Genomic DNA, 26,455 nt, shown 5'->3' with positions numbered 1-26,455 from the left:
ACGCTTCTGTTCTTGAAGCCCGGCTCTCGGAAGCACCTGCCAGCAGGCAGAGACAAGTAAATATAAAAACGAACATGTTTTGCATAGCATTCCCTGTTACAGCGTTTATACAATAAGGCAAGTGTTACCATGCGGCAAATATAGATAAAAAAACTGAAAAAAGCATGTTTTTATATGACATTCACTGCCGGAACGGAAAACGGATGCGCCAAATAGAGCCTGCTGACCCGGGAAACAAGGAGCAGCAAGTCCTCCCTTTTCAAACCACATTACAATAAGTAAGTCCGAGGAGCCACATGTTCCTTTTCGGCCGGCCGGAACAGCCCTTACGGAAACCGCAAGCATGACATCGGCAGGCTTACGCTGCAAAGGCCCCAATGGCCATCTGTCAGCAAAAACGAACAACCGGAAACAAAACAGGCCCGAACGAAGAAACCTGCCGACAATCCGTTTTTCAACAGGAGCGGCTTTTAGAGAAACACGGCAAGGAAAACAGCATAAGCATGCAACTCAAATGCAGAACCGGCAATAAAAATACACCATATATGCAAAAACGGCCTTTTCTTAGCACCAACCGTGCAAGCAACGACCGCCCGCCGTGCAAGCAACAGACGGCAACCGTGCAGGCACCGTCCGTCGACCGTGCAAGTGTCCACCCGCCGGAAGGCTGTTTTCCAGGACAGAGCAGGCAGAAATGGCGGACGGAAAGGCCCGTTCCGCTCTATTTCAACTGTAAACATTTCGATACCGCACTGCCAGACAGCCGAATACAGAAAAACGTTCCCAAAAAACGGAGCAGCCCGTCCGGCAGTCCCAATTACGCAATTCTCGGCAATCAGGAAATACAAAATGTCAAAATGTCAAATCCGCCTTCCGGCCGCCCCCGCATAAAATGAAGGCGGGGCAGAAATTGCCGTGTCCATATTTTGGAATAATAACAGAAAAGTGGTACATTTGCCATGAAAGCCTCGACTTTTCATTAACTTTATATTCTATACTACCATGAAAAAAAATTTCAGTTTGACCGGGCTGTTGGCTCTTGCCGGCCTTCTTGCCTCCTGCAACCAGCAGAAAACGACAGCCAACTATCAAGTAATCCCATTGCCACAGGAAGTGACCGCCACCGCCGGCCAGGAATTCGTACTGGACGGAGGGGTAGCCATCGTGTATCCTGAAAACAGCGAGAAAATGAAGGACAACGCCCTCTTCCTGGCCGAATATCTGAAACAGGCCACGGGCAAGGAGTACAAGACCCGTCCGGGCACGGAAGGCAAGGGAGACATCGTCCTCAGCCAAAACCTGCAGAATGACAACCCGGAAGCCTACAGCCTGCAAGTGACGCCCGACGGCGTGACCATCGACGGCGCCAGCGAAGCCGGCGTATTCTACGGCATCCAGACCCTGCGCAAGTCCATCCCCGTGCTGGCGGGAAGCACTCCGGTGCTGCCGGCCGTCACCATCAACGACCAGCCCCGCTTCGGCTATCGCGGAGCCCATCTGGACGTAGGCCGCCACTTCTTCACGTTGGATGAAATCAAGAAGTTCATCGACATGATGGCCCTGCACAACATGAACCGCCTGCACTGGCACCTCACCGAAGACCAGGGCTGGCGACTGGAAATCAAGAAATACCCGCTGCTCACCGAAATCGGTTCCAAACGGAAGGAGACTGTTATCGGACGCAACTCGGGCCAGTATGACGGAAAGCCCTACGGCGGCTTCTACACGCAGGACGAAGCCCGCGAAGTGGTAGCCTACGCCGCCAAGCGCAACATCATCGTCATCCCCGAAGTGGACCTGCCGGGACACATGCAGGCCGCACTGGCCGCCTACCCGCACCTGGGCTGTACGGGCGGACCGTATGAGGTATGGACCCAGTGGGGCGTGTCGGACAACGTGCTCTGCGCCGGCAACGACAGCGTGCTGACGTTCATTGACGACGTGCTGACCGAAATCATGGACATCTTCCCCTCGGAATACATCCACGTGGGAGGCGACGAATGTCCCAAGTCTCAGTGGGTGAAGTGCCCAAAGTGCCAGGCCCGCATCAAGGCTTTGGGCATCAAGAGCGACTCCAGGCACAGCAAGGAGGAATATCTGCAGAGCTTCATCATCAACCATGCGGAGAAGTTCCTGAACGAGCACGGACGCCAGATTATCGGCTGGGACGAGATTCTGGAAGGCGGCCTGGCACCCAACGCCACCGTCATGTCGTGGCGGGGTGAAGGCGGCGGCATCGAAGCGGCGCGCCAGAAGCACGACGTCATCATGACGCCCAACACCTACCTCTACTTCGACTATTACCAGACCAAGGACACCGAGAACGAGCCGCTGGCCATCGGAGGCTACCTGCCCATCGAGCGCGTCTACTCTTACGAACCCATGCCCGCTTCGCTGACGCCCGAAGAACAGAAGTACATCGTGGGCGTACAGGCCAACCACTGGACGGAATACATTCCCACCTATGCCCAACTGGAATACATGGCCCTGCCGCGCTGGGCTGCCCTCTGCGAAGTGCAGTGGACCAATCCGGAAAAGAAGGACTACGCCAACTTCCTCAGCCGCCTGCCGCAACTCATCAAGCTGTACGACACCCTGGGTTACAACTACGCCACCCACGTGTTCGACGTGACCGCCAGCTTCACCGCCAACTCTGAGAAGGGCACGGTAGACGTAGCCGTGAGCACCATCGACGGAGCACCCATCCATTACACACTGGACGGGACAGACCCCACCGCCGCGTCGCCCGTGGCCGAAGGCGTGGTATCCATCAACCAGGACTGCACCTTCAAGGCCGTAGCCGTACGCCCCAACGGCAACAGCCGCATCCTGCAGGAAGCCATCGCCTTCAGCAAGTCCACCTGCAAGCCCACAACGGCCAACCAGCCCGTCAACAAGCAATATCAGTTCAAGGGCGTCACCACGCTGACTGACGGACTGAAAGGCAACGGCAACTACAAGACCGGACGCTGGATTGCCTTCTACCGCAACGACATGGACGTGACCATCGACCTGCTCCAACCCACCGAAATCTCCAACGTGTCCTTCACCACCTGCGTGGAGAAGGGCGACTGGGTGTTCGACGTGCGCGGAGTCACCGTCAAGGTGTCCGACGACGGCAAGAAGTTCACGCAAGTGTTCTCCGAGAAATATCCGGCCATGAAGGAGACCGACCGCAACGGCCTCTACGAGCACAAGATTGACTTCAAGCCCGTCACCGCCCGCTACGTGCGCGTACTGGCCCTGTCGGAGAAATCCATCCCGCAGTGGCACGGCGGCAAGGGCAACCCGGGCTTCCTCTTCGTGGACGAAATCAGCATCCGATAACCCCCTCAGGAGGCTGACCCCATGAAAAGACATACCTTAACCCTCTGCGCCTTGTTGCTGTCCGCGTTCTTCACCGTGGGCGGAAGCAAGGCGCAGGCCCAACAAGTGACCCCTGCTCCGCTGAAAGTGGAGCAGCGCGAAGGCTTGTTCCGCATAACAGAGGCGACCGTCCTCTGCACCAACCTGAAAGGCAAGGAGAAGAAGATGCTGGAAACCTATCTGGCCACCCTGCCTGCCCCCTACAACCAGGGACTGAAGAGCGCGAAGAAAGCACGCGGTAACTCCATCCTGCTGGAAAAGACGGAAACCGCGCCGACGGCGGACAACGCCGAAAGCTACACGCTGGAGGTGACCCCCAGGCAGGCGGTAATCCGCGCCGCCACGGACGCGGGCCTCTTCTACGGCCTGCAGACCCTGCTGCAACTGACCGACACCGACGCCGCAGGCAACCGGACGGTACAGGCCGTACGGGTGGAGGACGCGCCGCGCTTTGCCTACCGCGGCCTCATGCTGGACGTGTCGCGCCACTTCCGCTCCAAGGAGTTCGTGAAGAAGCAGATGGACGCACTGGCCCACTACAAGCTGAACCGCCTGCACCTGCACCTGACGGACGGAGCGGGCTGGCGGATTGAAATCAAGAAATATCCGCGCCTCACGGAGTTTGCCGCCTGGCGCCCGGAAGCGGTGTGGAAGAAATGGTGGTTCGGCTCCGAAGGCCGCAAGTACTGCGAGCAGGACGACCCGCGGGCACAGGGAGGATTCTATACGCAGGACGACATCCGCGAGCTGGTGGAGTATGCTGCCCGGCGCCACATCACCCTCATCCCCGAAATTGAGATGCCCGCCCACTCCGAAGAGGTGCTGGCGGCCTATCCCGAACTGTCGTGTACGGGCGAGCCCTACAAGCACGCTGACTTCTGCGTGGGCAACGAAGCCACCTTCGCCTTCCTGGAAGACGTGCTGGCCGAGGTCATGGAGCTGTTCCCCTCGGAGTACATCCACATCGGAGGCGACGAAGCCGGTAAGGCGGCCTGGAAGACCTGCCCCAAATGCCAGAAGCGCATGAAGGACGAGAACCTGAAGGACGTCAACGAGCTGCAAAGCTACCTGATACACCGCATCGAAGTGTTCCTCAACGCCCACGGACGCAAGCTGCTGGGGTGGGACGAGATTATGGAGGGCGGACTGGCGCCCAACGCCACCGTGATGTCGTGGCGGGGCGAAGAGGGCGGCATCAACGCCGTCAAGGCCGGCCACCGCGCCATCATGACGCCCGGCTCCCACTGCTACCTGGACGGCTATCAGGACGCGCCCGCCTCGCAGCCCGAAGCCATCGGCGGCTACCTGCCCCTGTCCAAGGTCTATTCCTACAACCCCATCCCCGCCGCGCTGAGCGAGGAGGAGGCCCGGCTCATCTACGGCGTGCAGGGCAACTTGTGGACGGAATACATCCCGACGGAAGAACAGTGCGAGTACATGATTTATCCGCGCATCCTGGCCGTGGCCGAAGTGGCGTGGAGCGACCCTGCCCGCAAGTCGTACGCCGACTTCCATGCCCGCGCCCTGAAGGCCGTGGAGCAGCTGAAGCAGAAGGGTTACCACCCGTTTGACCTGATGAACGAAATCGGCGACCGTCCGGAGAGTGTCACCCCCGTCAGCCACCTGGCCCTGAACAAGCCGGTGACCTACAACGCGCCCTTCAACCAGAGCTACGCCGCCCGGGGCGAAAAGTCTCTGACGGACGGCAGGCGAGGCAACTGGACCTACTCGGACGGAGCCTGGCAGGGCTTCATCTCGCGCAACCGGCTGGACGTGACCGTAGACCTGGAGGCTGAGACGGACATCCGCTCCATTTCCGCCGACTTCATCCAAGTGGTGGGGCCGGAGGTGTTCCTCCCGGCAGAGGTCATCATCTCCGTCTCGACGGACGGCACGGACTACCAAGAACTGACCCGCATCAGCCACCGGGTGGACAAGGCCGACGCCATTGTCTTCAAGAACTACGGCTGGCAGGGCGAAACCAAAGCCCGCTACATCCGCTACCAGGCCCGTGCCGGCAAGGAGTTCGGCGGATGGGTCTTCACGGACGAGATTGTGGTGCAGTAGTCGCCGCCTGCCCGGCTGACACGAAGAACGGGGTGTGTCAAAACTAAAGAGCTGCCTTCCTTCAGGCACGGATTACACGGAAATCCACGGATTATTATTCTTCTTTCTCCGTGTTATCCGTGTAATTCCTGTCAAAAACGAAGCGGGTAGATGAGAGCGGACGCACCGTGGTGCGTCCCTACAATCCGCATACATCTTTTTTTTCTCCTGTCGCATACAGAGCGGGGCTGCCCCGCCCCTACACGTACACAACAACGAGGTAGGGACGCACCACGGTGCGTCCGCATACCCCCGTCCGCGCACCCGTTCACGCCCCTTGCCCTCCGTGAGACTCTATGTTCTCTGTGGTGAGCCCGCATATCCGCAAATTGCCGTGTGGTGCTTGACACACCTCCTTTTTGTCCCCGCAAGATTCGCCTTCCTCCCCGAAAAAGATTACTTTTGCGGCCGATATCCAAACAACTCCCCCCCCTATGGCAGGCATCTACATCCACATCCCCTTCTGCAAGACGCGCTGCGTCTATTGCGACTTCTACTCCACCACCCGCAGCGACCTGAAGCGCCGCTACATCGACGCCCTCTGCGAGGAACTGCGCACACGCAAGGACTATCTGGGAGGCGAACCCGTCCGGACGGTCTACTTCGGCGGCGGCACCCCCTCGCAACTCGACGAGGCCGACTTCCGCCGGGTGTTCGACACCCTCGGCCGCACCTACGCACTGGAGCAGTGCGAGGAAATCACGCTGGAGGCCAACCCCGACGACCTCAGCGACGACTACGCCCGCATGTTGCAGCGCCTGCCCTTCAACCGCATCAGCATGGGCATACAGACGTTCGACGACGCCACCCTGCGCCTGCTCCGCCGCCGCCACGACGCCCGCCAGGCAGTAGAAGCCGTGGAGCATTGCCGCCGGGCAGGCTTCGCCAACCTCAGCATCGACCTCATCTACGGCCTCCCCGGCGAGACGGACCGCCGCTGGGAGAGAGACCTCCGCCAAGCCGTCGCCCTGGACGTGGAGCACATCTCGGCCTACCACCTGACCTACGAAGAAGGCACGCCGCTCCACCGCATGCTTCAGGAGCAGCAGGTGAAGGAGGTGGACGAGGAGAGCAGCGTGCGTTTCTTCACCACCCTGATGGACACCCTCGCTGCCGCCGGATACGAGCACTACGAAATCTCCAACTTCTGCAAGCCGGGCCTGCACTCGCGCCACAACTCCGCCTACTGGCAGGGCATCCCCTACCTGGGCTGCGGCCCCTCGGCCCACTCGTTCGACACCCGCAGCCGGGAGTGGAACATCGCCTCGCTGGAGCAATACATCGCCGCCATCGAAGCCGGGAACCGCCTGTACGAGACGGAAACGCTGGACACCCCCACCCGCTACAACGAGTACGTGATGACCGCCCTCCGCACCCGCCGGGGCATCGACCTGCCGACGCTCGAAGCCCGCTTCGGCCGCCCGCTGACGGCCTACTGCGCCCGCATGGCCGCCCCCTACCTGAGCGGCGGAAAGCTGGAGCAACGGAACGGCCACCTCTGCCTGACCCGCGAAGGCATCTTCACCTCCGACGGCATCATCAGCGACCTGATGTATATAAAGGAACAGGAGCGCTTCAAATAAAACTCTGTGGTGAAAAACAAGGAACCACAGATGACACAGATGGGACAAGATAACCACAGAACTTTAATATCTGTGTCAATCAGTCCCATCTGTGTCCTCTGTGGTTCCCTTCACCGCCCCGCAAGGCATTAACCATTAACCATTAACCCTGCCTCATCCTATCGGATTGTCATCGTCGCCGCCCGGTTCGCTCGGTTCGCTGCCGCCGCCCGAAGGCACGTCGGGTGCCACGCCGATATAGACCGTCCACTCCACCGAGCGCGGCTCCTTCAGCAGGGCGCTGCCGCCGCTTCGGCTGTATTGCGTCGTGATGCGCAGCGTGTACGTGCCGTCCGCCAGTCCGGCAGGGATGGTGAAGCTGAGTTTCTTGGGTTCGTTCACCGCCCAGTAGTCTTCCGTGACGCGTGTCTCCTCGCCCCCGCTGTCCACCAGGAAGATGCCCACCGACGGGTCGTCGCCCACCACCTTCAGGTAGTTGCCCGTCACGGTGAACGGGCGTCCGGCCGTAGCCTCGCCCGAGGTGCCGCGCGTGGCGGCGTCCTGCGTGCCGGCAATGTACATCACTTCCGCCTTCGGCCCCAGTACGTTGATGTTCGTGTTGCGGATGGCCTCGCGCCAGTCGGCGCCCTGGGCGATGGTGATGTCGAGGGAGTTGACCGCGGGGTCCCACACGCTGCCGCCCCGTCCTTTGGGCGAGGCCACCGCCGTGAAGAGGCCGTTGCTGACGCGCATCCCGCTCAGCGTCAGCCGCTTGATGATGCGTTGCTCGAAGCGGATGACGGCCTCCACCGTCTCGCGCTCCAGGCCGGGGTTCAGTGCCATGATTTCCGATACTACGCGGTCGAAGTCGGCCGTGCCGTTGCTCACCAGCATGAAGCGGGTGTCCGTGGGGTCCTCGGTCAGCGGATTGTCAACGGTCTGTACATTCAGTGTGTACTTGATTTCATCGTTTGCCATAAGTTCTTTCATTAAAGGGTTATACATATTGTTCATTCGTGCGCGTGGCGTGCGCAGTATCGTGCGCGTGGCGTGCGCAGTATCGTGCGCGTGGCGTGCGCATTACCGTGCGCGTGGCGTGCGCAGTATCGTGCGCGTGGCGTGCGCAGTACCGTGCGCGTGGCGTGCGCAGTATCGTGCGCGTGGCGTGCGCAGTACTGTACGCGGGGCCGACTGCATATAATGACTGCAAATATAACATAATGCGGTAATAAACAAAACCATCAGCCGGAAACTTTTGCCTGAAGCATGAAAAAAACAGGATAAGGCCGCCAAAGGCTGTCGCCGCCTGCCCCGTGCGGCTGCCCCGTCAACTCAGAACTCCACCAGGATGCGGAACACCTTGCCGGGAGCCGCCGCCCACTGTTCCATGGCCGACCGGGCCTCTTCGGGCGGGACGACCGCTGTTCATGTAATGGATGACGGCACGGAAGTCGGCCGGCAGGGCGTTGCGCGAACCGCGGATGTCCAGTTCCTTCTGCACGAAGTACTTCGTCTGGAAGGACACTTCGCTCTTGGCGTAGCCGATGCAGACCACACGGCCCGTGAAGCCCACGATGTCCACCGCCATGACGTAGGTGGCGGGACTGCCCACGGCCTCAATCACCACGTCGGCACCCAGCCCGTCCGTCAGCTGCTTCACACGCCCGGCCACGTCCTCCTTGGCGGAGTTGATGACATGGGCCGCGCCGACGACTTTGGCCAGTGCCAGCTTCTCGTCGTCCAGGTCTACGGCAATCACCGCGGCGCCCCGCAGCGAGGCACGGATGACGGCACCCATGCCTACCATGCCGCAACCGATGACGACCACCCACTCGTTGTCCGCCACCTGTCCGCGGGCCACGGCATGGAAGCCCACGCTCATGGGCTCTATCAGGGCACAGTCGCGCGGGGTGATGCCGCCCGCGGGGATAATCTTGGTCCAGGGCACCACGGCATACTCGCCCATCACGCCGTTGCGCTGCACGCCCAGTGTCTCGTTGTGCTCGCAGGCGTTGACACGTCCGTTGCGGCAGGAGGCGCACTTGCCGCAGTTGGTATAGGGATTCAGAGTCACGTTCATGCCGCAGCTTCACCATCGGGTTCCGGCCCAGGTAGGTATTCAGGTCGGAGCCGCAGAAGCCCACATACATAATCTTTACCAACACTTCGCCGGCACGGAGCAACGGCTTCTCTACGTCCACCACCTTCATCTGCGAAGGGGCTGTTATCTGTACTGCTTTCATTGATTTGTTATTTTTAGTTTCACCAGTGCCCAACTTACTCTCCTACTCTGACATGTTCTTGATGTAAGGCAGCCGGGGCAGCTCTCCGAAGCCGTAGAAGCTGCGTGCGTTGCCGCCCAGGAAGAGGGCCTTCTCCTCCTCGGTCAGCTCGGAGGACTTGCTGACGAAGTCGTACGACATGCGGTAGGTGATGGCCGTGATGGTGCGCGGATAGTCCGAGCCCCACATCAGCTTGTCCATTCCCACCAGGTCGGCCGCCTCGCGAATGGCGCGAACGGCCCCGCGGAAGGGATAGAACTCGTCGTTGAACAGCCACGTGATGCCGCCCGACTCGATGCGTACGTTCGGATGGCGGGCCAGCTTCACCTGTTCCGTCCAGTCCGGACGGGTCACCATGCCGAAGTGTCCGATGGCTACCTTCAGCCGCGGGCATTCTTGGATGACTTCCTCCAGTTCAGGCACCTGCGTGTCACCGTCGGCCATGTCGATGGAGAGCAGCACGCCCTCCCGCTCCATCAGCTTGAACATCTGCATCATCTCCTCGCTGTTCAGCCACACGCGGCCCTCCTTCAGCAGCAGCCGCTGGGCGGGTATCTTGATGCCACGGAAGCCGCAGGCCACCAGCTCGCGGGCCTGCTCGTAGAAGCCCGGCTTGCGGAACTCGCACAGACCGCAGACGAAGAAGCGGTCCGGCCAGCGGGCGGCCACCCGGGCCAGGTAGTCGTTCTGGATGCCGTCTATGAACTCCTGCGTGATGACGGCGGCCGCCACCTGCGCATAGTCCATGTTCGAGAGAAAGACTTCGGCACTGTTCACCCCGTCCACCATGAACGGAGGCACCATCTGCCTCACCTCGCCCATGAAGAGCGAGCGTCCGTTCTCCAGCGTGCGGACGGGCAGCCCGTCCACCACCGTGTCCTGCCTCAGCCACAGATGGGCATGGGCATCTATGATTGTATAGTCCATCACCGTTCCTCCTTATGAATTGGCCCAGCTGACACGGAACTGGTCGCCGATGATTTCTCTCACTTCACGCACCAGCGTCTCGTCCAGGGGCTCTTCGATGAAGGCCACGTTCTTGCGCACGTTCTGCGGATTGGCCGTACTGAACAGCGTGGTGGCAATGCGCGGATTGCTGACGGCATACTGCATGGCCAGCTTTTCGATGGGGTAGCCCTTGGCCTTGCAGTGCTCCATGGCGCGGCGGCAGGCCTCCACCAGCGGCTTGGGAGCCGGATGCCAGTCGGGCACCCCGCGCTCGGTGAGCAGGCCCATGGACAGGGGCGAGGCGCTGATGACCCCGATGCCCCGCTCTTCGAAGTAGTCCAGGAAGTCGGCCAGCTTGTCGTCGCACAGGCAGTAGTGGCAGAAGTTCAGCACCGTCTCCACCGTGCCGGCCGGCGAGTGGTCGATGACCCACTTCAGGTTCTCCAGCTGCAGGTCGGTGATGCCCACGTGGCCCACCACGCCCTTCTCCCGCAGTTCCACCAGCGCGGGCAGGGTCTCGCCCACCACCCGGTTGAGGTCGGCAAACTCGATATCGTGTACGTTGATGAGGTCAATGTAGTCAATGTTCAGGCGCTCCATGCTCTCGTAGACGCTCTCCGTGGCACGCTTGCCGGAGTAGTCCCACGTGTTGACGCCGTCCTTGCCGTAGCGGCCCACCTTGGTGGACAGGTAGTACTTGTCGCGCGGCAGCTCCTTCAGCGCCTTGCCCAGCACGGTCTCGGCCTTGTAGTGGCCGTAGTAGGGGGAGACGTCGATGAAGTTCATGCCCAGTTCGATGGCTGTGAACACGGCCTCGATGCCTTCCTGTTCCTTGATGTTGCGGAACACTCCTCCCAGCGAGGACGCTCCGAAACTGAGTGACGAGACCTTCATGCCCGTCTTTCCGATTTCATGGTATTGCATAGTCTTTCTTTGTTTAAATGGTTACGCAGACAAAGATAAGCCCCCCGGGCGGCAGGCTGTCCGCCGGACACGCCGAAAATGCACGTAACGGTTTACGTAACAAATTTTGTCGTCCCGCCTGCGCCTATATCCGCAGAAAGTGCTTTCTTTGCAAGGCCATTCACCAAAGACCCACTGCCATGACGCAACCCAAGCATACCTCCCTGAAAGACCTGGCCCGCGTGCTGGGCGTGTCAGTCCCCACCGTGTCGAGGGCTCTGAAGGACAGCCCCGAAATCAGCCGCTCCCTGTGCGAGCGGGCCAAGGCCCTGGCACACGAGATGAACTACCGCCCCAACCCCTTCGCCATGAGCCTGCGCAAGAACGCGCCCCGCATCATCGGCGTCATCGTGCCGGACATCGTCACCCACTTCTTCTCCTCCATCCTGAGCGGCATCGAAGACACCGCCGTAGATGCCGGCTACTTCGTCATCATCACCACCTCGCACGAGTCCTGCGAGCACGAGAAGCGCAACATCGAAAACCTGGTGAACATGCGCGTGGAGGGCATCATCGCCTGCCTCTCGCAGGAGACCACCGACTACGCCCACTGGGAGGCCCTGTCGGACATCAACATGCCGCTCATTCTCTTCGACCGCGTCTGCCTGCCCCAACGCTTCTCCACCGTCATTGCCGACGGCGAACAGTCCGCCTACGCCGCCACCCTCCATCTGCTGGATAGCGGAAGCCGCCGCGTGGCCTTCATAGGCGGCGCCAACCACCTGGACATCGTCCGCCGCCGCAAGCACGGCTACCTGGAAGCCCTGCGCGAGCGTCACATCCCCATCGAGAAGGAGCTGGTCGTCTGCCGCAAGATAGACTACGAAGAGGGCAAGAAGGCCACCGAAGAACTGCTCTCCCTGCCCCATCCGCCCGATGCCATCCTGGCCATGAACGACACCCTGGCCTTCGCCGCCATGGAAGTCATCAGAAGCCGCGGCCTCAGCATCCCGCAGGACGTGGCCCTCATAGGCTACACCGACGAGCAGCACGCCAACTACGTGCAGCCCAAGCTCTCCGCCGTGTGCCACCAGACCTACCGCATGGGCGAGGCCGCCTGCCGCCTGCTGATAGACCAGCTGCGAGGCGACTGCACCATCCGCCAGGTGGTGATACCCACTTCGCTGCAAATCAGGGAGAGCAGCATGAAGCAGGCACGGCCCTGACCCGCCTTACCCGCCATTTTAACCTGCCTTACCCGCCATCTTGGCCAGCCTCCTGCGCCATCTTGGCCTGCCTTCTGCGCTACCTTTGTATCAATTGAAAGCCTTTTATCCGAAAATTAAAAGGCTTTTATTTATCAATTAAAAGGCTTTCATTTATCAATTAAAAGGCTTTTAATTTTCAGATAAAAGGCTTTTAATGATAGCTAAGGTAGGACTTCAGGCAGGCAAAGGTGGCGGAAGAACCGGGTTAAGGTGCTGCATGAGGCGGGCAAAGGCGGAGACGCGGCAGGGCCGAGGACGGGGCATCCGGGAGGCGAAGTCCGGCTTTCCGGGAAATAAAAACCGGGGTGTCTTGCAGTTTTTCGGCAGGACGCACGTCCAACTATACGAGAATAAACTAACTTTGCCGTGAACGCAACGACCGAACCATGACCGAACAGGAAGTCAGACGCTATTTGAGACAGATGAAAGAGGAGGACTCCGAACAGGCCTTCAGGGGGTTCTACGACCTGACCTACGACCGTCTGTTCCGCATCGCCTACTACTACGTGAAGGACGAAGACGGGGCGCAGGAGATTGTGCTGGACGTGTTTATGCGCCTCTGGCAACTGCGCGACCGCCTGACGGACGTGAACAACATCGAGGACTATTGCTTCATACTGACCCGCAACGCCTCGCTCAACCACCTGGAGCAGGAGAATCGGCGCAACTCCCTGCTGACGGAAACCCTGCCCGACCCCGCCGCCGACGACTCCTCGCCCGAAGAGGAACTGATTGGCGAGGAGCTGTTTGCCCGCTACGTCAAGGCGCTGGACCGCCTGCCGCCCCGCTGCCGCGAGGTCTTTGTCCGCATCCGCGAGGAACGGCAGAGCTACGCGCAGGTGGCCGAGGAACTGGGCATCAGCGTGAAGACCGTGGACGCCCAGCTGCAAAAGGCCACCGCCCGGCTCAAGGAGATGCTGCTCTAAGCCGCCGGCAGAGGGCATCCGTCCCCATTAACTTTTATTATCATTCCACCCGTAGGGGAAAGCGTTCCCCCCGCCGTCTTTATAGCAAACAGTTTATATAAACCTGAACGAGAAACCGGACTCACTGATTATTGACTTACAAACTGATTGTTTCTTTTACTAAACGAATTGTCAACATGAAAACAACCGCCAGACTGATGGCCGGAGCATGGATGCTGCTGGCCGTCCTCGCCTCGTGCGACAAAAATTCAAACTACCCGAAAGAATATGTAGGCTTCGAGAAGCGCAGCATCGAATATGCGTTCAGCCCGGAGAAGAACACCGAGGAATTCGACGTGAAAATCATAGCGGCCGACAAGCAGGACCGGGACCGCGAAGTGACGGTAGAGGGAGTGACCACCCCCGGCAAGAAGCCGGTGTTCAGCATCGACACAAAGAAGGTCGTCATCCCCGCCAAGAAGAAGTCGGCCAAGGTGCGCGTCAAGATCTATCCCGAACGCATCGCCAAGCAGAGCACCCTGCGCCTGGTGTGTACCCCCAAGGACAAGAAGGCGCAAAGCACGCAGCTGATGATCAAGTTGAAGCCGAAAGGAAGGAGGTAAACCCCGGGAACGGGAGTCCATGTCCCGGCCGGGCTATTATTTTATCGGGCATGGAGTAGGGAATGCGGGCGGCACGCCTGTCTTCATAGAAAAAAGGAGAAAAATAATGAACGACCCGTTTGACAACCTGCTCGACCGTCTGGCACGCTCCACCCGCTCACCGCGGGGACGGTATTCGGCCGAAAACAGCTGGAAGATACTGGAGGAGCGAGTCTTCCTGAAGGCTCACAGGCGCCGCCGCCTCTACCGCTGGCTGGGCGGGGCGGCTGCCGCCGTCCTGCTCTTCGTGGCCGGATGGACAGCCTACGAGGCCCTGCGCCCCGTGCCCACGCAGACGTTCTCCACCCTGGCCGAAGTACGCAGCCTGACGCTGCCCGACGGTACGGAGGTGACGCTGAACCGCTATTCGTCGCTCACCTGTCCCGAACGTTTCCGGCGCGACCGCCGCGACGTCAGCCTGCAGGGCGAGGCCTGCTTCCGGGTGAGCAAGGACGCCCGGCGGCCTTTCACCGTGGAGGCCGGCGGAATGGAGGTGCGGGTACTGGGCACGCATTTCAACGTGGAAGCCTATCCCGCCGACACCGAGGCGAGGACGACCCTGCTGGAAGGCTCGGTGGCCGTCAGTGCCGGCGGCGGCAAGGAGCGGCTAATACTGCGCCCCAACGAGGCGGCCGTCTACAACCGCCGCACGGGCTCGCTGAGACAGGAAGCCTGTCCGGCTGCCGGTGACGAGATTGCCTGGAGCCAAGGCGTCTTTCTCTTCCGCCGGCAGACGTTGCAGGAGATTGCGCGGCAGCTGTCCAACGCCTTCCGCACGCCCGTCCGCATCGAGAGTGCGCAACTGGCCGCGTACCGCCTCACCGCCACCTTCGGCAGCAACGAAAGCCTGACGGAGATACTCGACGTGCTGCAGGAGGCAGGCCGCTTCGGCTACCGCGACGAGGGCGGGACCATCGTCATCAGCCCCCGGCAGACGGAGTAAACCGAAAGACCATCATACATGAACCCATAAACCAAACCCAAACGCTATGATTTTATCTGATCTCTTTCAACGCCACCACATCAGGACCTTGCTCCTGGTGTGCGTGGTTCTGCTGAACAGCCAGGCGCAGGCGCAGAATCCCGACGCCAGGCTGACCATGGAAATACGCAACGCCACCCTGGAGAGCCTGGTGAAGCAACTGGAAAACTCCACCGGCTACACCTTCGTCTACGGCGAGGAAGTCCGGCTGAACGGACGCATCAGCCTGCAAGTAAAGCAGCTCACCATCGGCGAACTGCTGGAGCAGGCCTTCCGCGACCAGCCGGTGGAATTCAGTATCAACGGGAAGCACATCGTGTTGCGCAGGCGCGAAATGCCCAAGAAGAAGGAACGCCGCCGATTCACCATCAGCGGCTGCGTCACCGAGCGGGGGTCGGCAGAGACCCTCATCGGCGCCAACGTCACCGAAGGCCGCTATGCCACCGGCACCTCTGCCAACACCTTCGGCCTCTACTCGCTGACCCTCCCCGAAGGAGAGGTCAGCCTGACGTTTTCCTATCTGGGCTTCCGTCCGCAGCAGAGCCGCTTTGTCCTGACGTGCGACACGGTCATCAACGTACAGTTGTCCGGCAACGTCGAACTGCAGGAGGTGGTCGTCACCTCGCCGCGCAAGGAAGCGGGCATCGGGTCGGCCAACACGGGCTCGCACGACATCCCCATCACCCAGATACGTCACACGCCCTCCATCCTGGGCGAGGCCGACGTGCTGAAGACGCTGCAACTGATGCCCGGCGTGCAGGCCGGCATGGAGGGATTCGCCGGCATGTATGTGCGTGGCGGTACGCCCGACCAGAACTTGGTGATGCTGGACGGCATCCCCGTCTACAACGCCGACCACCTGATGGGCATCTTCTCGGTCTTTACGCCCGAGGCGGTGAAGAACGTCACCCTCTTCAAGAGCAGTTTTCCTGCCCGCTACGGCGGCCGCCTGTCGTCCATCGTCGACGTGCGCACCAACGACGGCGACCTGCACGAGTATCACGGTTCACTGAGCATCGGCTCGCTGACGGACAAGCTGCACATCGAAGGTCCCATCCGCAAGGGCAAGACCTCCTTCTCGCTGAGCGGACGCTTCATGCCCACCGCCTTCTTCAACACCGCGGTGAAAAGCACCGAGAACTGGGGCAGCAACACGGATACCGACCGCTACAACTACTACTTCTATGACCTCAACGCCAAGCTGAACCACAAGTTCAACGACCGCAGCCGCCTCTTCCTGGGCTTCTACCACGGCAAGGACCACTACCACTACTACAGCGACTCCCGACCGGCCGAGCCCTCATCCTCCCCGCAGCAGCATTACGGCAGCAAGGCCCGCCTGAACTGGGGCAACCTCATCGGCTATGCCCGCTGGAACTATGTGTTCGGTCCCAAGCTGTTCGGCAACGCCACCGTGTCCTACAACGAATATCGCATGACACTGAAAGAGAACAACGAGGAGCGGAAAGTGCAGAACGGCACCACGCTGGAGAAACAGACCTATACCTCGAGCTTCCATTCGGGCATACGCGACTGGAGCGCCCGCATGGACTTTGACTACACCCCCTCTACGACCCACCGCGTGCGATTCGGCACGGAGTTCATCCACCACCTGTTCAGCCCCGGCATCTCCACCGCCCGCGAAGGCAGCACCGGCACCTCCACCGCACCGCACGACACCACCTACCACACCAGCGTCAACCAGGCACAACGGGGCTTCGAGGCCTCTCTCTATGCCGAGGACGACTGGGAACTGACCGACCGCCTCACCTTGAACTGGGGAGGGCGCCTCACTCTCTTCCACACGCAGGGCAAGAGCTACCTGTCGGCACAGCCCCGCGCCTCCCTGCGCTACGACCTGGGCAGCGGACTGGCGGCCAAGGCCTCGTACGCCCACATGGCGCAATACGTACACCTGCTCTCGTCCACTCCCCTGTCCATGCCCACCGACCTGTGGGTGCCCATCACCCGCAACATACGGCCCATGTACTCCAACCAATATGCCGCCGGGCTCTACTACGACGGCCTGCCGGGGTGGGAGTTCTCGGCAGAGGGCTACTACAAGCAGATGCGCCACATCCTGGAGTATCAGGACGGCGTCTCCTTCTTCGGCAACTCCACCTACTGGGAAGAGAAGGTTGAGATGGGCGAAGGACGCTGCTACGGCCTGGAAGTCATGGTGCAGCGCACGGTGGGCAAGACGACGGGCTGGATTTCGTACACCCTCTCCAAGAGCGAACGCCGCTTCAAGGACGGCAGCATCAGCCAGGGACAATGGTTCCCGCACAAGTACGACCGCCGTCACAGCGTGAACCTCTGCCTGAACCACAAGTTCAGCGACCGCATCGACGTGGGCGCCTCGTGGATATTCTACATCGGCGGCTACATCACCGTGCCCGAACGGCAGACCATCGTCGTCAAGCCCGACGGAAGTGTCAGCCAGGAGAGCTACATCTCCCACCGCAACAATTACCGGCTTCCGCCCACCCACCGCCTGAATGTAGGCATCAACTTCAACAAGAAGACCAAACACGGCATGCGGACGTGGAACATCAGTGTCTACAACCTCTACAACGCCATGAACCCCAACATCGTGTACGCCGAGCAAAAAGACGTCTATAACGGATACGGTCCCGGAGAGAGCATCACACAAGAGACAAAGACCACCATCAAGAAGCTGACCATCCTGCCGCTGATACCTTCGGTGAGCTATACATACAGATTCTAACCTCTAAAGAAACAAAGAATATGAAACGTATCCCCTACATACTGCAAACCCTGCTGGCGGCCTGCATCGCGCTGGCGGCTTGTACCAACGAGATACCCTACAACGAACAGATATACTCGCCCCAACTGATACTGAACGCCCAGCTCAACGTCGGCGAAAAGGAGAACTATGCCTACCTGCACCTGAGCGAAGGTAACCGCATCGGGCGGGTAAGCCAAGGCAGCCTTACCTTATATATTAATGGGAAATCCGCGGAGACGCCCGAAGAGATTTCGCCCGAAGAATTGTACAGCGACCTGAAAGGAACCATAGACGACGAACAGTTCGAGCAACTGCTGCGCAATGTCCACTTCAAGAAGTTCCGCATCACCTCCGAGCTGCACCCGGGCGACCGCATCCGCCTGGAGGCAATAGCCGAAAACGGGGCCTACCACGTCAGTGCGGAGACCACCGTCCCCCGCCCCGTCGAAAGCCTGCAAGTGGATACGGCCCTGGCCTACCTGCGCGAATACCAGGGAGACGTGCTTCACCGCCGGTACAAAATCACCCTGAAAGACCTGCCCGGCGAAAAGAACTACTACCGGCTGGACATTGCCCACGAACTGCGGCAACAGGTGACTTACTGGGCTTATGACTACGATGCCGAAGGGAATCTCACCAAAGAGCAGCGGGACACCTTGCTGATTTCCGTGCCGACAACCAAAATCATCAACCGCGAGGATGTCATCCTGACCGACGGTCGTCCGCACAACTACAACGACGAGGAGAACGAACTGTTCCCTTCCATAGAGAACAGATACAACCTGTTCACCGACAGTCGGTTTACCGACGCCTCGGCCACACTGAAGGTCTACACACCCGTCTACGAGAATACACCTCCATGGGTTTTCAACTACATCGACTACCACGACAGCCAGACCATCACCGTCAGCATCTACAGCCTCAACGAAGAGCAATACCGCTATCTGAAAGCTCTGAATACGATGGAAGATGACGACTACGATGGCGTATTGATGGAGGCCGTCAGCATCCCCAGCAACGTATCGGGCGGACTGGGATTTGTCGGTGCCAGCACGTGTACGAAATTCGTCCTGCAAGTGGACGAATAAACAGACGGCCCATGGCCGAAAGAGGCGGCATCGGGATAGGTTTTCTCGACAAAAAGGCCTACTTTTGTGCCTGTAACCGTAGAAACAAGAAAACATGTTCGTACTGACCATCATTGCGCTCATGCTGGGCGGTGTGGGAGTGGGCTACCTGCTGCGTCGCCGCAACACACGTCCCGTGGGCCGCATCATCACCATACTGATATGGCTGCTGCTCTTCCTGCTGGGCACGGAGGTAGGCGGCAATCCGGACATCATCAACGGGCTGGGCACACTGGGCGTAGAGGCTGCGCTCATCACCCTGTTCGGCGTGGTGGGCAGTTGTCTGGCCGCCCGGTTCCTGTGGAACTACATCTGCCGGAAAGGAGGCAGCGACCAATCATGAAAGGCAGCCTTGTCATCATCGCCTTCTTCACGCTGGGCATCGTCGCCGGTCATCAGCACCTGCTGCCCGACAGTCTGAACACAGCCGACCTCAGCTTCTATGCCCTCTGCGCATTGATGTTCTTCGTGGGGGTCAGTGTGGGATGCGACCCCAAGACCCTGCTGAGCTTCCGCCGGCTGAACCCTCGCTTTGCCCTGCTCCCCCTGATGACCATGGGCGGCACGCTGGCCGGATGCCTCGCCGTCTCGCTGCTGCTGCCGCAACGCAGTGCGGCCGACTGCTGCGCCATCGGTTCAGGCTTCGGCTACTACTCGCTGTCCAGCATCATCATCACCGAATATAAAGGTGCCGAAATGGGAACCGTCGCCCTGCTGAGCAATATCCTGCGCGAAGTCATTGCCCTGCTTGCCGCCCCGCTGCTGGTGCGCTGGTTCGGCAAGCTGGCTCCCATCTCGGTAGGCGGCGCCACCACAATGGACACCACCCTGCCCGTCATCACCCGCTACTGCGGCAAGGAACTGGTGGTTGTCTCCATCTTCCACGGTTGCCTGACCGATTTCTCCGTCACCTTCCTTGTCACCTTGTTCTGCTCCCTGTAGCCCAACACCCGTTTTGAAAGCAAAACAAACAGAATATAGGCATAAAGCCATCTGCATGCTTCAAATTGTTACATTTACATTACAAACAATAACAAATCAAAGCATTTTTACACGTAGAAATTGATGTATATCAAGAAATGAAAGGAGACACATCACTTTTCCTCTCATTTGCTTTTGTGTTATAAAACATGTATCTATATTTGCACAGGTAAAAAGAAAAAGCTAAGCGCTTAGATCGTTTTCAATAGGTATCAGTTTTTGTAGAACTGATTTGTTTTTAGGATTAACAATTAAAAAAGTAGGTATTATGAAACGTTTAGGATTAACATTGGTGGCAGCAGTTTGCCTGACTGCTACAACATTTGCAGCAGGAAACCAACCTACAACTGCAAAATGGGAAGGTAACATCAACGTAAACAAGCTGAGCAAGTACTTGAAACTGAACGCTGAGCAACATGAAGAGGTAGAAAACATCTGCAAATTCTTCAACGCACAGATGTATCGTGCCACTTCTTCCACAAAGAATCAGGACCAACTGCTTCGTGAAGCCGTTTACGGAAACCTGAAGCTGATGAAAAAGACTTTGGACGAAAAGCAGTATGCCGACTATACCAAAGTATTGAACATCACGCTGAAAAACAAAGGCATCGAGGTGAAATAAATTCACCCGATTATTGCAAAGACAATTGATTAAACCCATAAAATTAGAGAGGCATCGGTTGCAACAACCGATGCCTCTCTTTTTTATTAACGCCGCCACAAAAGCGACGTTAATACCCTAACCAGTCAATAAAGCCCTACTTTCACAAGCAGAAACGATCTTGCAATTCCTTTTTATATTTCTTTGAGACTAACAATTCCACTACTTCATCAAAGGGAGGATACAGCAGGCAACGGTTATCTCTGATAATCATCAAATAATCGATGTTGATAATATACGACTGATGTATCTGCACAAAACTGGGAGAATATTGAATAATCTGCTCGGCCGTCATTCCACGACGCAACACCAATGGTGGCTGTCCGTTCAGAACAGCTTCCCACTGCTTGCGTTCAGAGCAATAGCGGAAAAAGCCGATTTCGGCGGGACGCAACGCCCGCATGTCGTTGGTGGGGGTGAACACGATAAAAGTCTGCCCCGCAGGAATGGAAGCGGCCGCAGTCGAAGGGGTCCTGTTGCTCACCTGTTCCATGAACCGTGCCAGAATGTCCTTCAAATCCTGTTCCTCAAAAGGCTTCAACAGATAGTCGAACGCAGATTCGCGAATGGCCTGAATCATATACTTGTCATAAGCCGTATAGAATACGACACGCATGTTCCACGAAATGCTTCCGCGCAATTCCTGAAGCAACTCCATACCCGTCATATCCGGCATTTCCACATCCAGGAACAACAAGTCCGGCTGCACCCGCATGATGAGCTTCTTACCCTGTACGCCGTTCTTGGCACTTCCCTCCAATGAAAAACGCGCGTCCTTACCCAGGCTGAAGCTCAGACTTTCAAGCGAGACTGCGTCATCATCTACAATAACCACCTTGAATCTCTCCATGATATATCCATGTTTTAGGCGGCTAATATAAAGATTATATTCTTTTCACACAAAAACACATTTGACGAATATGCACTATGTGGACAGAATAAAGGATATACGGACGGAAAACAGGATTAAACAAACTATTTTCAAGAGTGAGCACAAGTTGTTCCGCCATCTCTTCCCGTAAGAGATGTACATCAGATGGTATAATTATACCGTTCGGGAAGCATGAACCGGACTTCGCAACCCTTCTCGCCGCTTGGCAAAGCAACATTATGTATGGAGACTTCGATGGCCGCACGGTTCTTCTGGTTCAGTATCTGGATGGTCTGCATGATGACCTTCATGCCCGTTCCCGTCCCGCGGTTACGGCTGCCAGGCCGATAGCCTCCACCGTTGTCCAGCACCCTGATGGAAATGCCTTCCGGCACCCGCTCCGCCACAATCCACAGGCAGCGGTCGCCCTCCTTGTCGCGCAACGCATGTTTCACGGCATTCTCCACCGGAATCTGTATCAACATGGAGGGTATCAGCACCTGTTCGGGATGCACATCGGCACCCAGGTGAATCTCAGGATAAAAGGAACTGCCCAGCGAACGGCGCTCCAGGTCGATGTAAGTGCGTACAAAGTCCAGTTCCTCGGCCAGCGTGACACACAGCTGCTCGGCCAGTTCCAGATTGCGCCTCATCAGCTTGACCAGCGAAGCCAGTTCGTGCCGTTCCTCCTCCTTGCGTCCGGCCATCTCCTGATTGAGCACGTTGAAGATGAAGTGGGGCGAAAGGCGGTTGCGTATATTCTCCAGGCGAAGGGAAGAGACCGTACGGCGGTTCCGCGCCAGCAGCAACGCCGCCTTCTTTTTGTTATACATATACAGGAAGAGCAGTACCAGCAGGAGGGCCACCAGCGATGTTACCCAGAACCAGCGCGTCTGCCGCATCTCCAGCAACTCGTTTTCCTTCTTCTGTATCAGCATGTTCTGCGCCATCAGGGTCGAGTCCTGCGCATAACGCAGGTAGGCCGTAGCCACCCGCATCCGTACCCGCTCGCCCCTCACCGAGTCGGACAGGTGCAGACCCGTCTGCTGATAGCGGTAGGCCTGCCGGTAGTCGCCGATGGCCTCGTAGTAGCGTTGCAGATAGGTATTACGGATGAGCAGAATGTCGGGTTCCAACTGGGGCGGCGTCACCGAGCGGGCCAGTATCTTCCGCACCGAAGCCAGGTCGTGCCGGCTCAATGCCAGCCCTAGGTCCTGCGTGTCGGCATAGTAGAGAGCCTGAACGGCGTTAATCTGCTCAAAGAAAGGACGGCAACGCTTCAGATAGGCCTCGCACGAGTCTGTCTGCCCCATTTTCAGAAAGATGTCGCTCATGTTCAGATAGCAGAGATTGCGCTCGAAAGCCAAATCGCGGTGCCGCTCCACGAGGTCGAGGCAACGGCGGAAGTAGGACATGGCCTGTGGATAGTCTTCTCTGTAATAATAGGAATTGCCGCGGTTGTTCAGATAGATATACTGCTCATAAGGCAACATGGACGAAAAGGACTCTCCCGCCAGGTTGAAGTAGTAGTCGCACAGGTCGAAATCGCGCAAGGCCATATAAATCTGCCCCAGGCCGTAGTAGATGGGGGTCTTGGGCGTAGTCAGTTGCAGGGAGTCGCACAGCAGCAGCGCGCGTCGGTACCAGTAGGCACCCAGGTCGTAACGCCCCAGACGGCTGCGCACATCGGCCAGGTTCATCAGGATGTCCGGAGCGGCTTCCATGCTGACACCCCGCAGGCGTTGCCGGTAAGCCTCCTCGAAGCAGAACGCAGCGGTGTCCAGGCTGCCCAGGCGGGCATACAGGTTGCCCATCGTGTTGTTGTACTCCGAAGCCAGGTCTTCCACGGCAGGATTGTCCTCCTGCCCCTGGAAATAGCGCCGTCCGAGCTTGTAGTAATAGCGGACCGAATCCTGGTCGAAGGTGAAAAAGTAACTCTTCATCACCACACCCGCGTAATAATACCACACCAGGCTGTCATCCTCATCCTGCATCCGCTGCAAAGCCTGCGACCGTACCCATTGCGGGTCGGCCGTCAGCGAGTCGAGCGCTGTCTGGCAGAAGTCACGGAATTCGCCCAGCCTGCCGTCCAGCCGTTCCTCCGCATCCGAGCCTTGCCGACAGGCGAAGACAGACAAGAGACCTGCCAGTAGAATCATCAATATGGGATAGCGTTTCATCTTGTATATATTTTCTCTGACTGACTCATCAAGAGGGAAGGTACCGGCTTACTTCACCGTAACCATCGTGGCCCCGAAACCATACTCCTGAAACGAGGCGTCCTGATGGCGGCAGGTGGGATACTTCCGCCGCAGCTCGTCAAGCAGGGCCTTGCGCAGCACGCCGTCGCCCTTGCCGTGGATGAAGACGATGCGCTGCTCGCGCTTGTTCTTGTACTGCTCCATCACCTCGCGGAACTTGTCCAGCTGGTAGTTGAGCATCTCGCTGTTCGTCATGCCCCGCGTGTCGTCCAGCAGTTCGTCAATGTGCAGGTCAATCTCCACAATGCCGTTCCTGCCTCCCTGCTTCGCAGCCGGACGGGGCTTCTGCGGAGCGTCAGCAGAATGCTTCTGCAACAAGGCCTCCTGTACGTCCTCGGCCGAGACATAGACCTGACGGGCGGGCCGGTCGGCCTTCACCACGTCGTACATCAGGGCGGGTGTCTCGAAGAAGTCGGTCTGCTGGAAGGTGTGCAGCTTGTAGAACTTCACCACGTCGATGCGCAGCTCTACGCTGACGGCGGGCTTCAGCTGGAAGGGACGGCGGTCCTTGAAGGCTACGAGCTGCACGGCCACGCGCTCCAGGTCGTTGAGCGAGGCCTTCTCGAACTCCTCCAGCAGCACCTTCGTGTTGGGCTCCACCAGTCCATGCTGGCGCACCGTCCACGCCTTGCCCTCCACGCCCAGATAGGTATAATAGAGGTAATAGTTGCTGTCGTTCACCAGATAGCTCTCGAAGGGGGTGGTGCTCACCGCCTTGATGTCCTCGGGCACGAAGGCCAGGTAGACGTTCAGCACGTCGCCGCCCTTCATCTCCGGCTGGCGGTAGACCGACACCTGGGGCTTCTCCACCCGGTGAAGCGGCTGTTCGCCGGCCTGTGCCGCCGCTCCGGGGCGGGCGGGCTGCTCCTCGGCCTTCTTCTTTTCGGCCTTGGCGGCCTTCGAGGCGGGTGTGGGCACGTTGTAGTCGTCCGTCTCAATCACCACCACCTCGCGGATGTGCATCGGGATGTCGAATCCGTCGGCGTCCTCCACCAGCACGATGTCCTTACCCTGAAATCCGGTGACCTTACCGCCACCCACTTCGCTCAGAAAGCGAACCTTGTCTCCTATCTTTATCATGATTTCTCTGTTTTTAGCATTCGTTATTCCGTCTGGCAAAGATAGTGAAACGCGAGCGCAGCGGCAAACGAAAACGAAGTTTTCAGGTTTGACCGGGCCGAACCGCATCCTATCTTGTAAAAAGAAACGAAAAGCCGAGGGCAGAAGCCGATGAAAACCGCCATTCCAGGCCCCAGCCCGCCGCAGAGGCGCGCCAAGCCACGGACTGCACACGCCTCCCCTCCCACTCCGGCCCGCCCGAACCGCTACCTTTGCCCGCCTGAAGGCGCACCTTAGCATCCATTAAAAGCCTTTCTTCTGAAAATTAAAAGGCTTTTAATACATAATTAAAAGGCTTTCATTTATATATTAAAAGGCTTTTAATTTTCAACTAAAAGCCTTATATTTGTACCAAAAGTACGACACCGGCCCGGCAAAGGTGGTGGTTCGGGCAGTCCGAAGCCGACACAAAGCAGGCGGAAGGTGGCGACAGAGAATGAGTATCAACCTAACAGACAAGCGATTATGTTCTACAAGAAAAGCCGTGCCAAGATTGGCAACAAGTACAAATGGTTCCCGCGCGCAGCCGTCCTGGGCCGCCCTGCGGGCATCGACGACCTGGCCCGCCTCATCAGCCGCGGGAGCACAGCCTCGCCGGGCGACGTACACCTGGTGCTGCGCGCCCTGCCCGAGGCCATGGCCTTCTTCATGGAAAACGGCCGCAGTGTCCACATCACAGGGCTGGGGTCGTTCTACTTCAAGCTGTCGTGTGCCGGGCGCGGAGCCGACACGCCCGAAGAGGTCAGCATTGAGCAGGTGAAGGCCATCCGGGTGCAGTTCGTACCCGAACGGCGGAAGGACACGGGCAAATACACCCGCCCGCTGGTGGGCAAGATGGAACTGATAGAACTGGGCGGCGAAGACGCAGGGAGCACCCCCGACTCCGGCCGGGAGGCGGACGGCCGGGAGGGAGAGTGAGACACGGCAACCTGCGGTTTGGAGGGGGCCGGGGACGATTATTCCCAAATAATCCGTATCTTTGCGGCCGAAACGAAACTATGACTATGAGACAAGACCCTAAACATATCCGCATCAGCGAGTTCAACTATCCGCTGCCCGACGAGCGCATCGCCAAGTTCCCCCTGCCCGTGCGCGACCAGTCCAAACTGCTGGTCTACCGCCACGGACAGGTGACCGAAGACCGCTTCACCTCCCTGCCCGACTACGTGCCGGCCGGCAGCCTGATGGTGTTCAACAACACGAAGGTCATCCAGGCCCGCCTGCACTTCCGCAAGGAGACGGGGGCCCTCATCGAGGTGTTCTGTCTGGAACCCAGCGAGCCGAACGACTACGTACTGAACTTCCAGCAGACCCGCCACGCCGCCTGGCTCTGCATGGTGGGCAACCTGAAGAAGTGGAAGGAAGGTCCCCTGCGCCGCGAAATGACCGTGAAGGGGCGTCCGCTGACACTGACCGCCGAGCGGGGCGAGTGCCGCGGCACCAGTCACTGGGTGGACTTCAGCTGGGACAACCCCGAGGTGACCTTTGCCGACATCCTCGAAGTGTTCGGCGAACTGCCCATCCCGCCCTACCTGAACCGCGAGACACAGGAGAGCGACAAGGAGACCTACCAGACGGTCTACTCCAAGATAAAAGGCTCCGTGGCCGCCCCCACTGCCGGGCTGCACTTCACGCCCCGCGTGCTCGATGCCTTGCGCACAAAAGGGGTTGACCTGGAGGAACTGACGCTGCACGTAGGCGC

21 protein-coding genes and 1 pseudogene are annotated in these 26,455 nt (G+C 58.8%); 15 read left to right on the top strand and 7 right to left on the bottom strand.

Annotated features, from left to right (window positions below; translation table 11 throughout):
- The first annotated feature begins 377 nt into the window (after positions 1-377).
- From Q1Y74_RS09400 to hemW, 4 genes are all read left to right on the top strand, one after another.
- Positions 378-896, top strand: a complete 519-nt coding sequence (locus Q1Y74_RS09400; RefSeq protein WP_300814011.1) for a hypothetical protein — start codon at positions 378-380, stop codon at positions 894-896.
- Between the two features lie 106 nt (positions 897-1,002).
- Positions 1,003-3,327 (top strand): glycoside hydrolase family 20 protein, encoded by a 2,325-nt coding sequence (locus Q1Y74_RS09395; protein WP_300814010.1) that lies wholly within the window; start codon positions 1,003-1,005, stop codon positions 3,325-3,327.
- Between the two features lie 21 nt (positions 3,328-3,348).
- Positions 3,349-5,433, top strand: a complete 2,085-nt coding sequence (locus Q1Y74_RS09390) for a family 20 glycosylhydrolase (RefSeq protein WP_300814008.1) — start codon at positions 3,349-3,351, stop codon at positions 5,431-5,433.
- 473 nt (positions 5,434-5,906) lie between these two features.
- A complete protein-coding gene (gene hemW, locus Q1Y74_RS09385) occupies positions 5,907-7,055 on the top strand; it encodes a radical SAM family heme chaperone HemW (RefSeq protein ID WP_300814007.1) in 1,149 nt (382 codons plus the stop codon).
- A gap of 153 nt (positions 7,056-7,208) precedes the next feature.
- Here hemW and Q1Y74_RS09380 read toward each other — a convergent pair whose 3' ends face one another.
- The 4 genes and pseudogenes from Q1Y74_RS09380 to Q1Y74_RS09365 form a co-directional block, all read right to left on the bottom strand.
- Complete coding sequence (locus tag Q1Y74_RS09380; protein ID WP_300814006.1) at positions 7,209-8,012, bottom strand: DUF4469 domain-containing protein; 804 nt, start codon at positions 8,010-8,012, stop codon at positions 7,209-7,211.
- A 354-nt stretch (positions 8,013-8,366) separates the two neighbouring features.
- Positions 8,367-9,277, bottom strand: a pseudogene (locus Q1Y74_RS09375) (zinc-binding alcohol dehydrogenase family protein).
- Positions 9,278-9,319: 42 nt separating this feature from the next.
- The gene (locus Q1Y74_RS09370) at positions 9,320-10,243 is read right to left on the bottom strand and encodes an amidohydrolase family protein (RefSeq protein WP_300814005.1); all 924 of its coding nucleotides are present in this window, start codon (positions 10,241-10,243) and stop codon (positions 9,320-9,322) included.
- A gap of 12 nt (positions 10,244-10,255) precedes the next feature.
- Positions 10,256-11,188, bottom strand: a complete 933-nt coding sequence (locus Q1Y74_RS09365) for an aldo/keto reductase (protein ID WP_300814004.1) — start codon at positions 11,186-11,188, stop codon at positions 10,256-10,258.
- 179 nt (positions 11,189-11,367) lie between these two features.
- Between Q1Y74_RS09365 and Q1Y74_RS09360 the strand changes: the two genes are divergently transcribed.
- The 9 genes from Q1Y74_RS09360 to Q1Y74_RS09320 all read left to right on the top strand — a co-directional run bounded on the left by Q1Y74_RS09360 (position 11,368) and on the right by Q1Y74_RS09320 (position 20,463).
- The gene (locus Q1Y74_RS09360; RefSeq protein ID WP_300814003.1) at positions 11,368-12,393 is read left to right on the top strand and encodes a LacI family DNA-binding transcriptional regulator; all 1,026 of its coding nucleotides are present in this window, start codon (positions 11,368-11,370) and stop codon (positions 12,391-12,393) included.
- A gap of 428 nt (positions 12,394-12,821) precedes the next feature.
- Positions 12,822-13,361 carry an RNA polymerase sigma-70 factor gene (locus tag Q1Y74_RS09355; RefSeq protein WP_300814001.1) on the top strand — a complete coding sequence of 180 codons (540 nt, stop codon included), beginning with the start codon at positions 12,822-12,824 and terminating at the stop codon, positions 13,359-13,361.
- A gap of 176 nt (positions 13,362-13,537) precedes the next feature.
- Positions 13,538-13,963, top strand: coding sequence for a hypothetical protein (locus tag Q1Y74_RS09350; protein ID WP_300814000.1), 426 nt, complete (start codon positions 13,538-13,540; stop codon positions 13,961-13,963).
- Positions 13,964-14,069: 106 nt separating this feature from the next.
- The gene (locus tag Q1Y74_RS09345) at positions 14,070-14,945 is read left to right on the top strand and encodes a FecR domain-containing protein (RefSeq protein WP_300813999.1); all 876 of its coding nucleotides are present in this window, start codon (positions 14,070-14,072) and stop codon (positions 14,943-14,945) included.
- A gap of 46 nt (positions 14,946-14,991) precedes the next feature.
- Positions 14,992-17,712 (top strand): TonB-dependent receptor, encoded by a 2,721-nt coding sequence (locus Q1Y74_RS09340; protein ID WP_300813998.1) that lies wholly within the window; start codon positions 14,992-14,994, stop codon positions 17,710-17,712.
- A 20-nt stretch (positions 17,713-17,732) separates the two neighbouring features.
- Positions 17,733-18,821 (top strand): DUF4249 domain-containing protein, encoded by a 1,089-nt coding sequence (locus tag Q1Y74_RS09335; protein ID WP_300813997.1) that lies wholly within the window; start codon positions 17,733-17,735, stop codon positions 18,819-18,821.
- Between the two features lie 94 nt (positions 18,822-18,915).
- Positions 18,916-19,203, top strand: a complete 288-nt coding sequence (locus Q1Y74_RS09330; protein ID WP_300813996.1) for a LysO family transporter — start codon at positions 18,916-18,918, stop codon at positions 19,201-19,203.
- Entirely contained in the window at positions 19,200-19,802 is a 603-nt protein-coding gene (locus Q1Y74_RS09325) for a lysine exporter LysO family protein (RefSeq protein WP_300813995.1), read from the top strand. The genes Q1Y74_RS09330 and Q1Y74_RS09325 overlap by 4 nt, the downstream gene beginning before the upstream one ends.
- A 307-nt stretch (positions 19,803-20,109) precedes the next feature.
- Positions 20,110-20,463 (top strand): hypothetical protein, encoded by a 354-nt coding sequence (locus Q1Y74_RS09320; RefSeq protein WP_300813993.1) that lies wholly within the window; start codon positions 20,110-20,112, stop codon positions 20,461-20,463.
- 142 nt (positions 20,464-20,605) lie between these two features.
- Here the strand turns inward: Q1Y74_RS09320 and Q1Y74_RS09315 are convergent, their stop codons facing one another.
- From Q1Y74_RS09315 to Q1Y74_RS09305, 3 genes are all read right to left on the bottom strand, one after another.
- Complete coding sequence (locus Q1Y74_RS09315) at positions 20,606-21,352, bottom strand: LytTR family DNA-binding domain-containing protein (RefSeq protein WP_300813992.1); 747 nt, start codon at positions 21,350-21,352, stop codon at positions 20,606-20,608.
- Between the two features lie 182 nt (positions 21,353-21,534).
- Complete coding sequence (locus tag Q1Y74_RS09310; RefSeq protein ID WP_300813991.1) at positions 21,535-23,553, bottom strand: histidine kinase; 2,019 nt, start codon at positions 23,551-23,553, stop codon at positions 21,535-21,537.
- A gap of 48 nt (positions 23,554-23,601) precedes the next feature.
- Positions 23,602-24,711 carry a DUF2027 domain-containing protein gene (locus tag Q1Y74_RS09305; RefSeq protein WP_300814016.1) on the bottom strand — a complete coding sequence of 370 codons (1,110 nt, stop codon included), beginning with the start codon at positions 24,709-24,711 and terminating at the stop codon, positions 23,602-23,604.
- Positions 24,712-25,218: 507 nt separating this feature from the next.
- Here Q1Y74_RS09305 and Q1Y74_RS09300 point away from each other — a divergent pair.
- Together Q1Y74_RS09300 and Q1Y74_RS09295 are read left to right on the top strand one after the other, a co-directional pair.
- The gene (locus Q1Y74_RS09300) at positions 25,219-25,671 is read left to right on the top strand and encodes an HU family DNA-binding protein (RefSeq protein WP_300813990.1); all 453 of its coding nucleotides are present in this window, start codon (positions 25,219-25,221) and stop codon (positions 25,669-25,671) included.
- 86 nt (positions 25,672-25,757) lie between these two features.
- A partial coding sequence (locus Q1Y74_RS09295; protein ID WP_300813989.1) for an S-adenosylmethionine:tRNA ribosyltransferase-isomerase occupies positions 25,758-26,455 on the top strand: 698 nt, incomplete at its 3' end.

The sequence above is a fragment of the uncultured Bacteroides sp. genome, from assembly GCF_949298305.1.
Lineage (GTDB): Bacteria > Bacteroidota > Bacteroidia > Bacteroidales > Bacteroidaceae > Bacteroides.
Note: the sequence above shows the minus strand (reverse complement) of the source record. Positions and strands in the feature narration are given on the sequence as shown.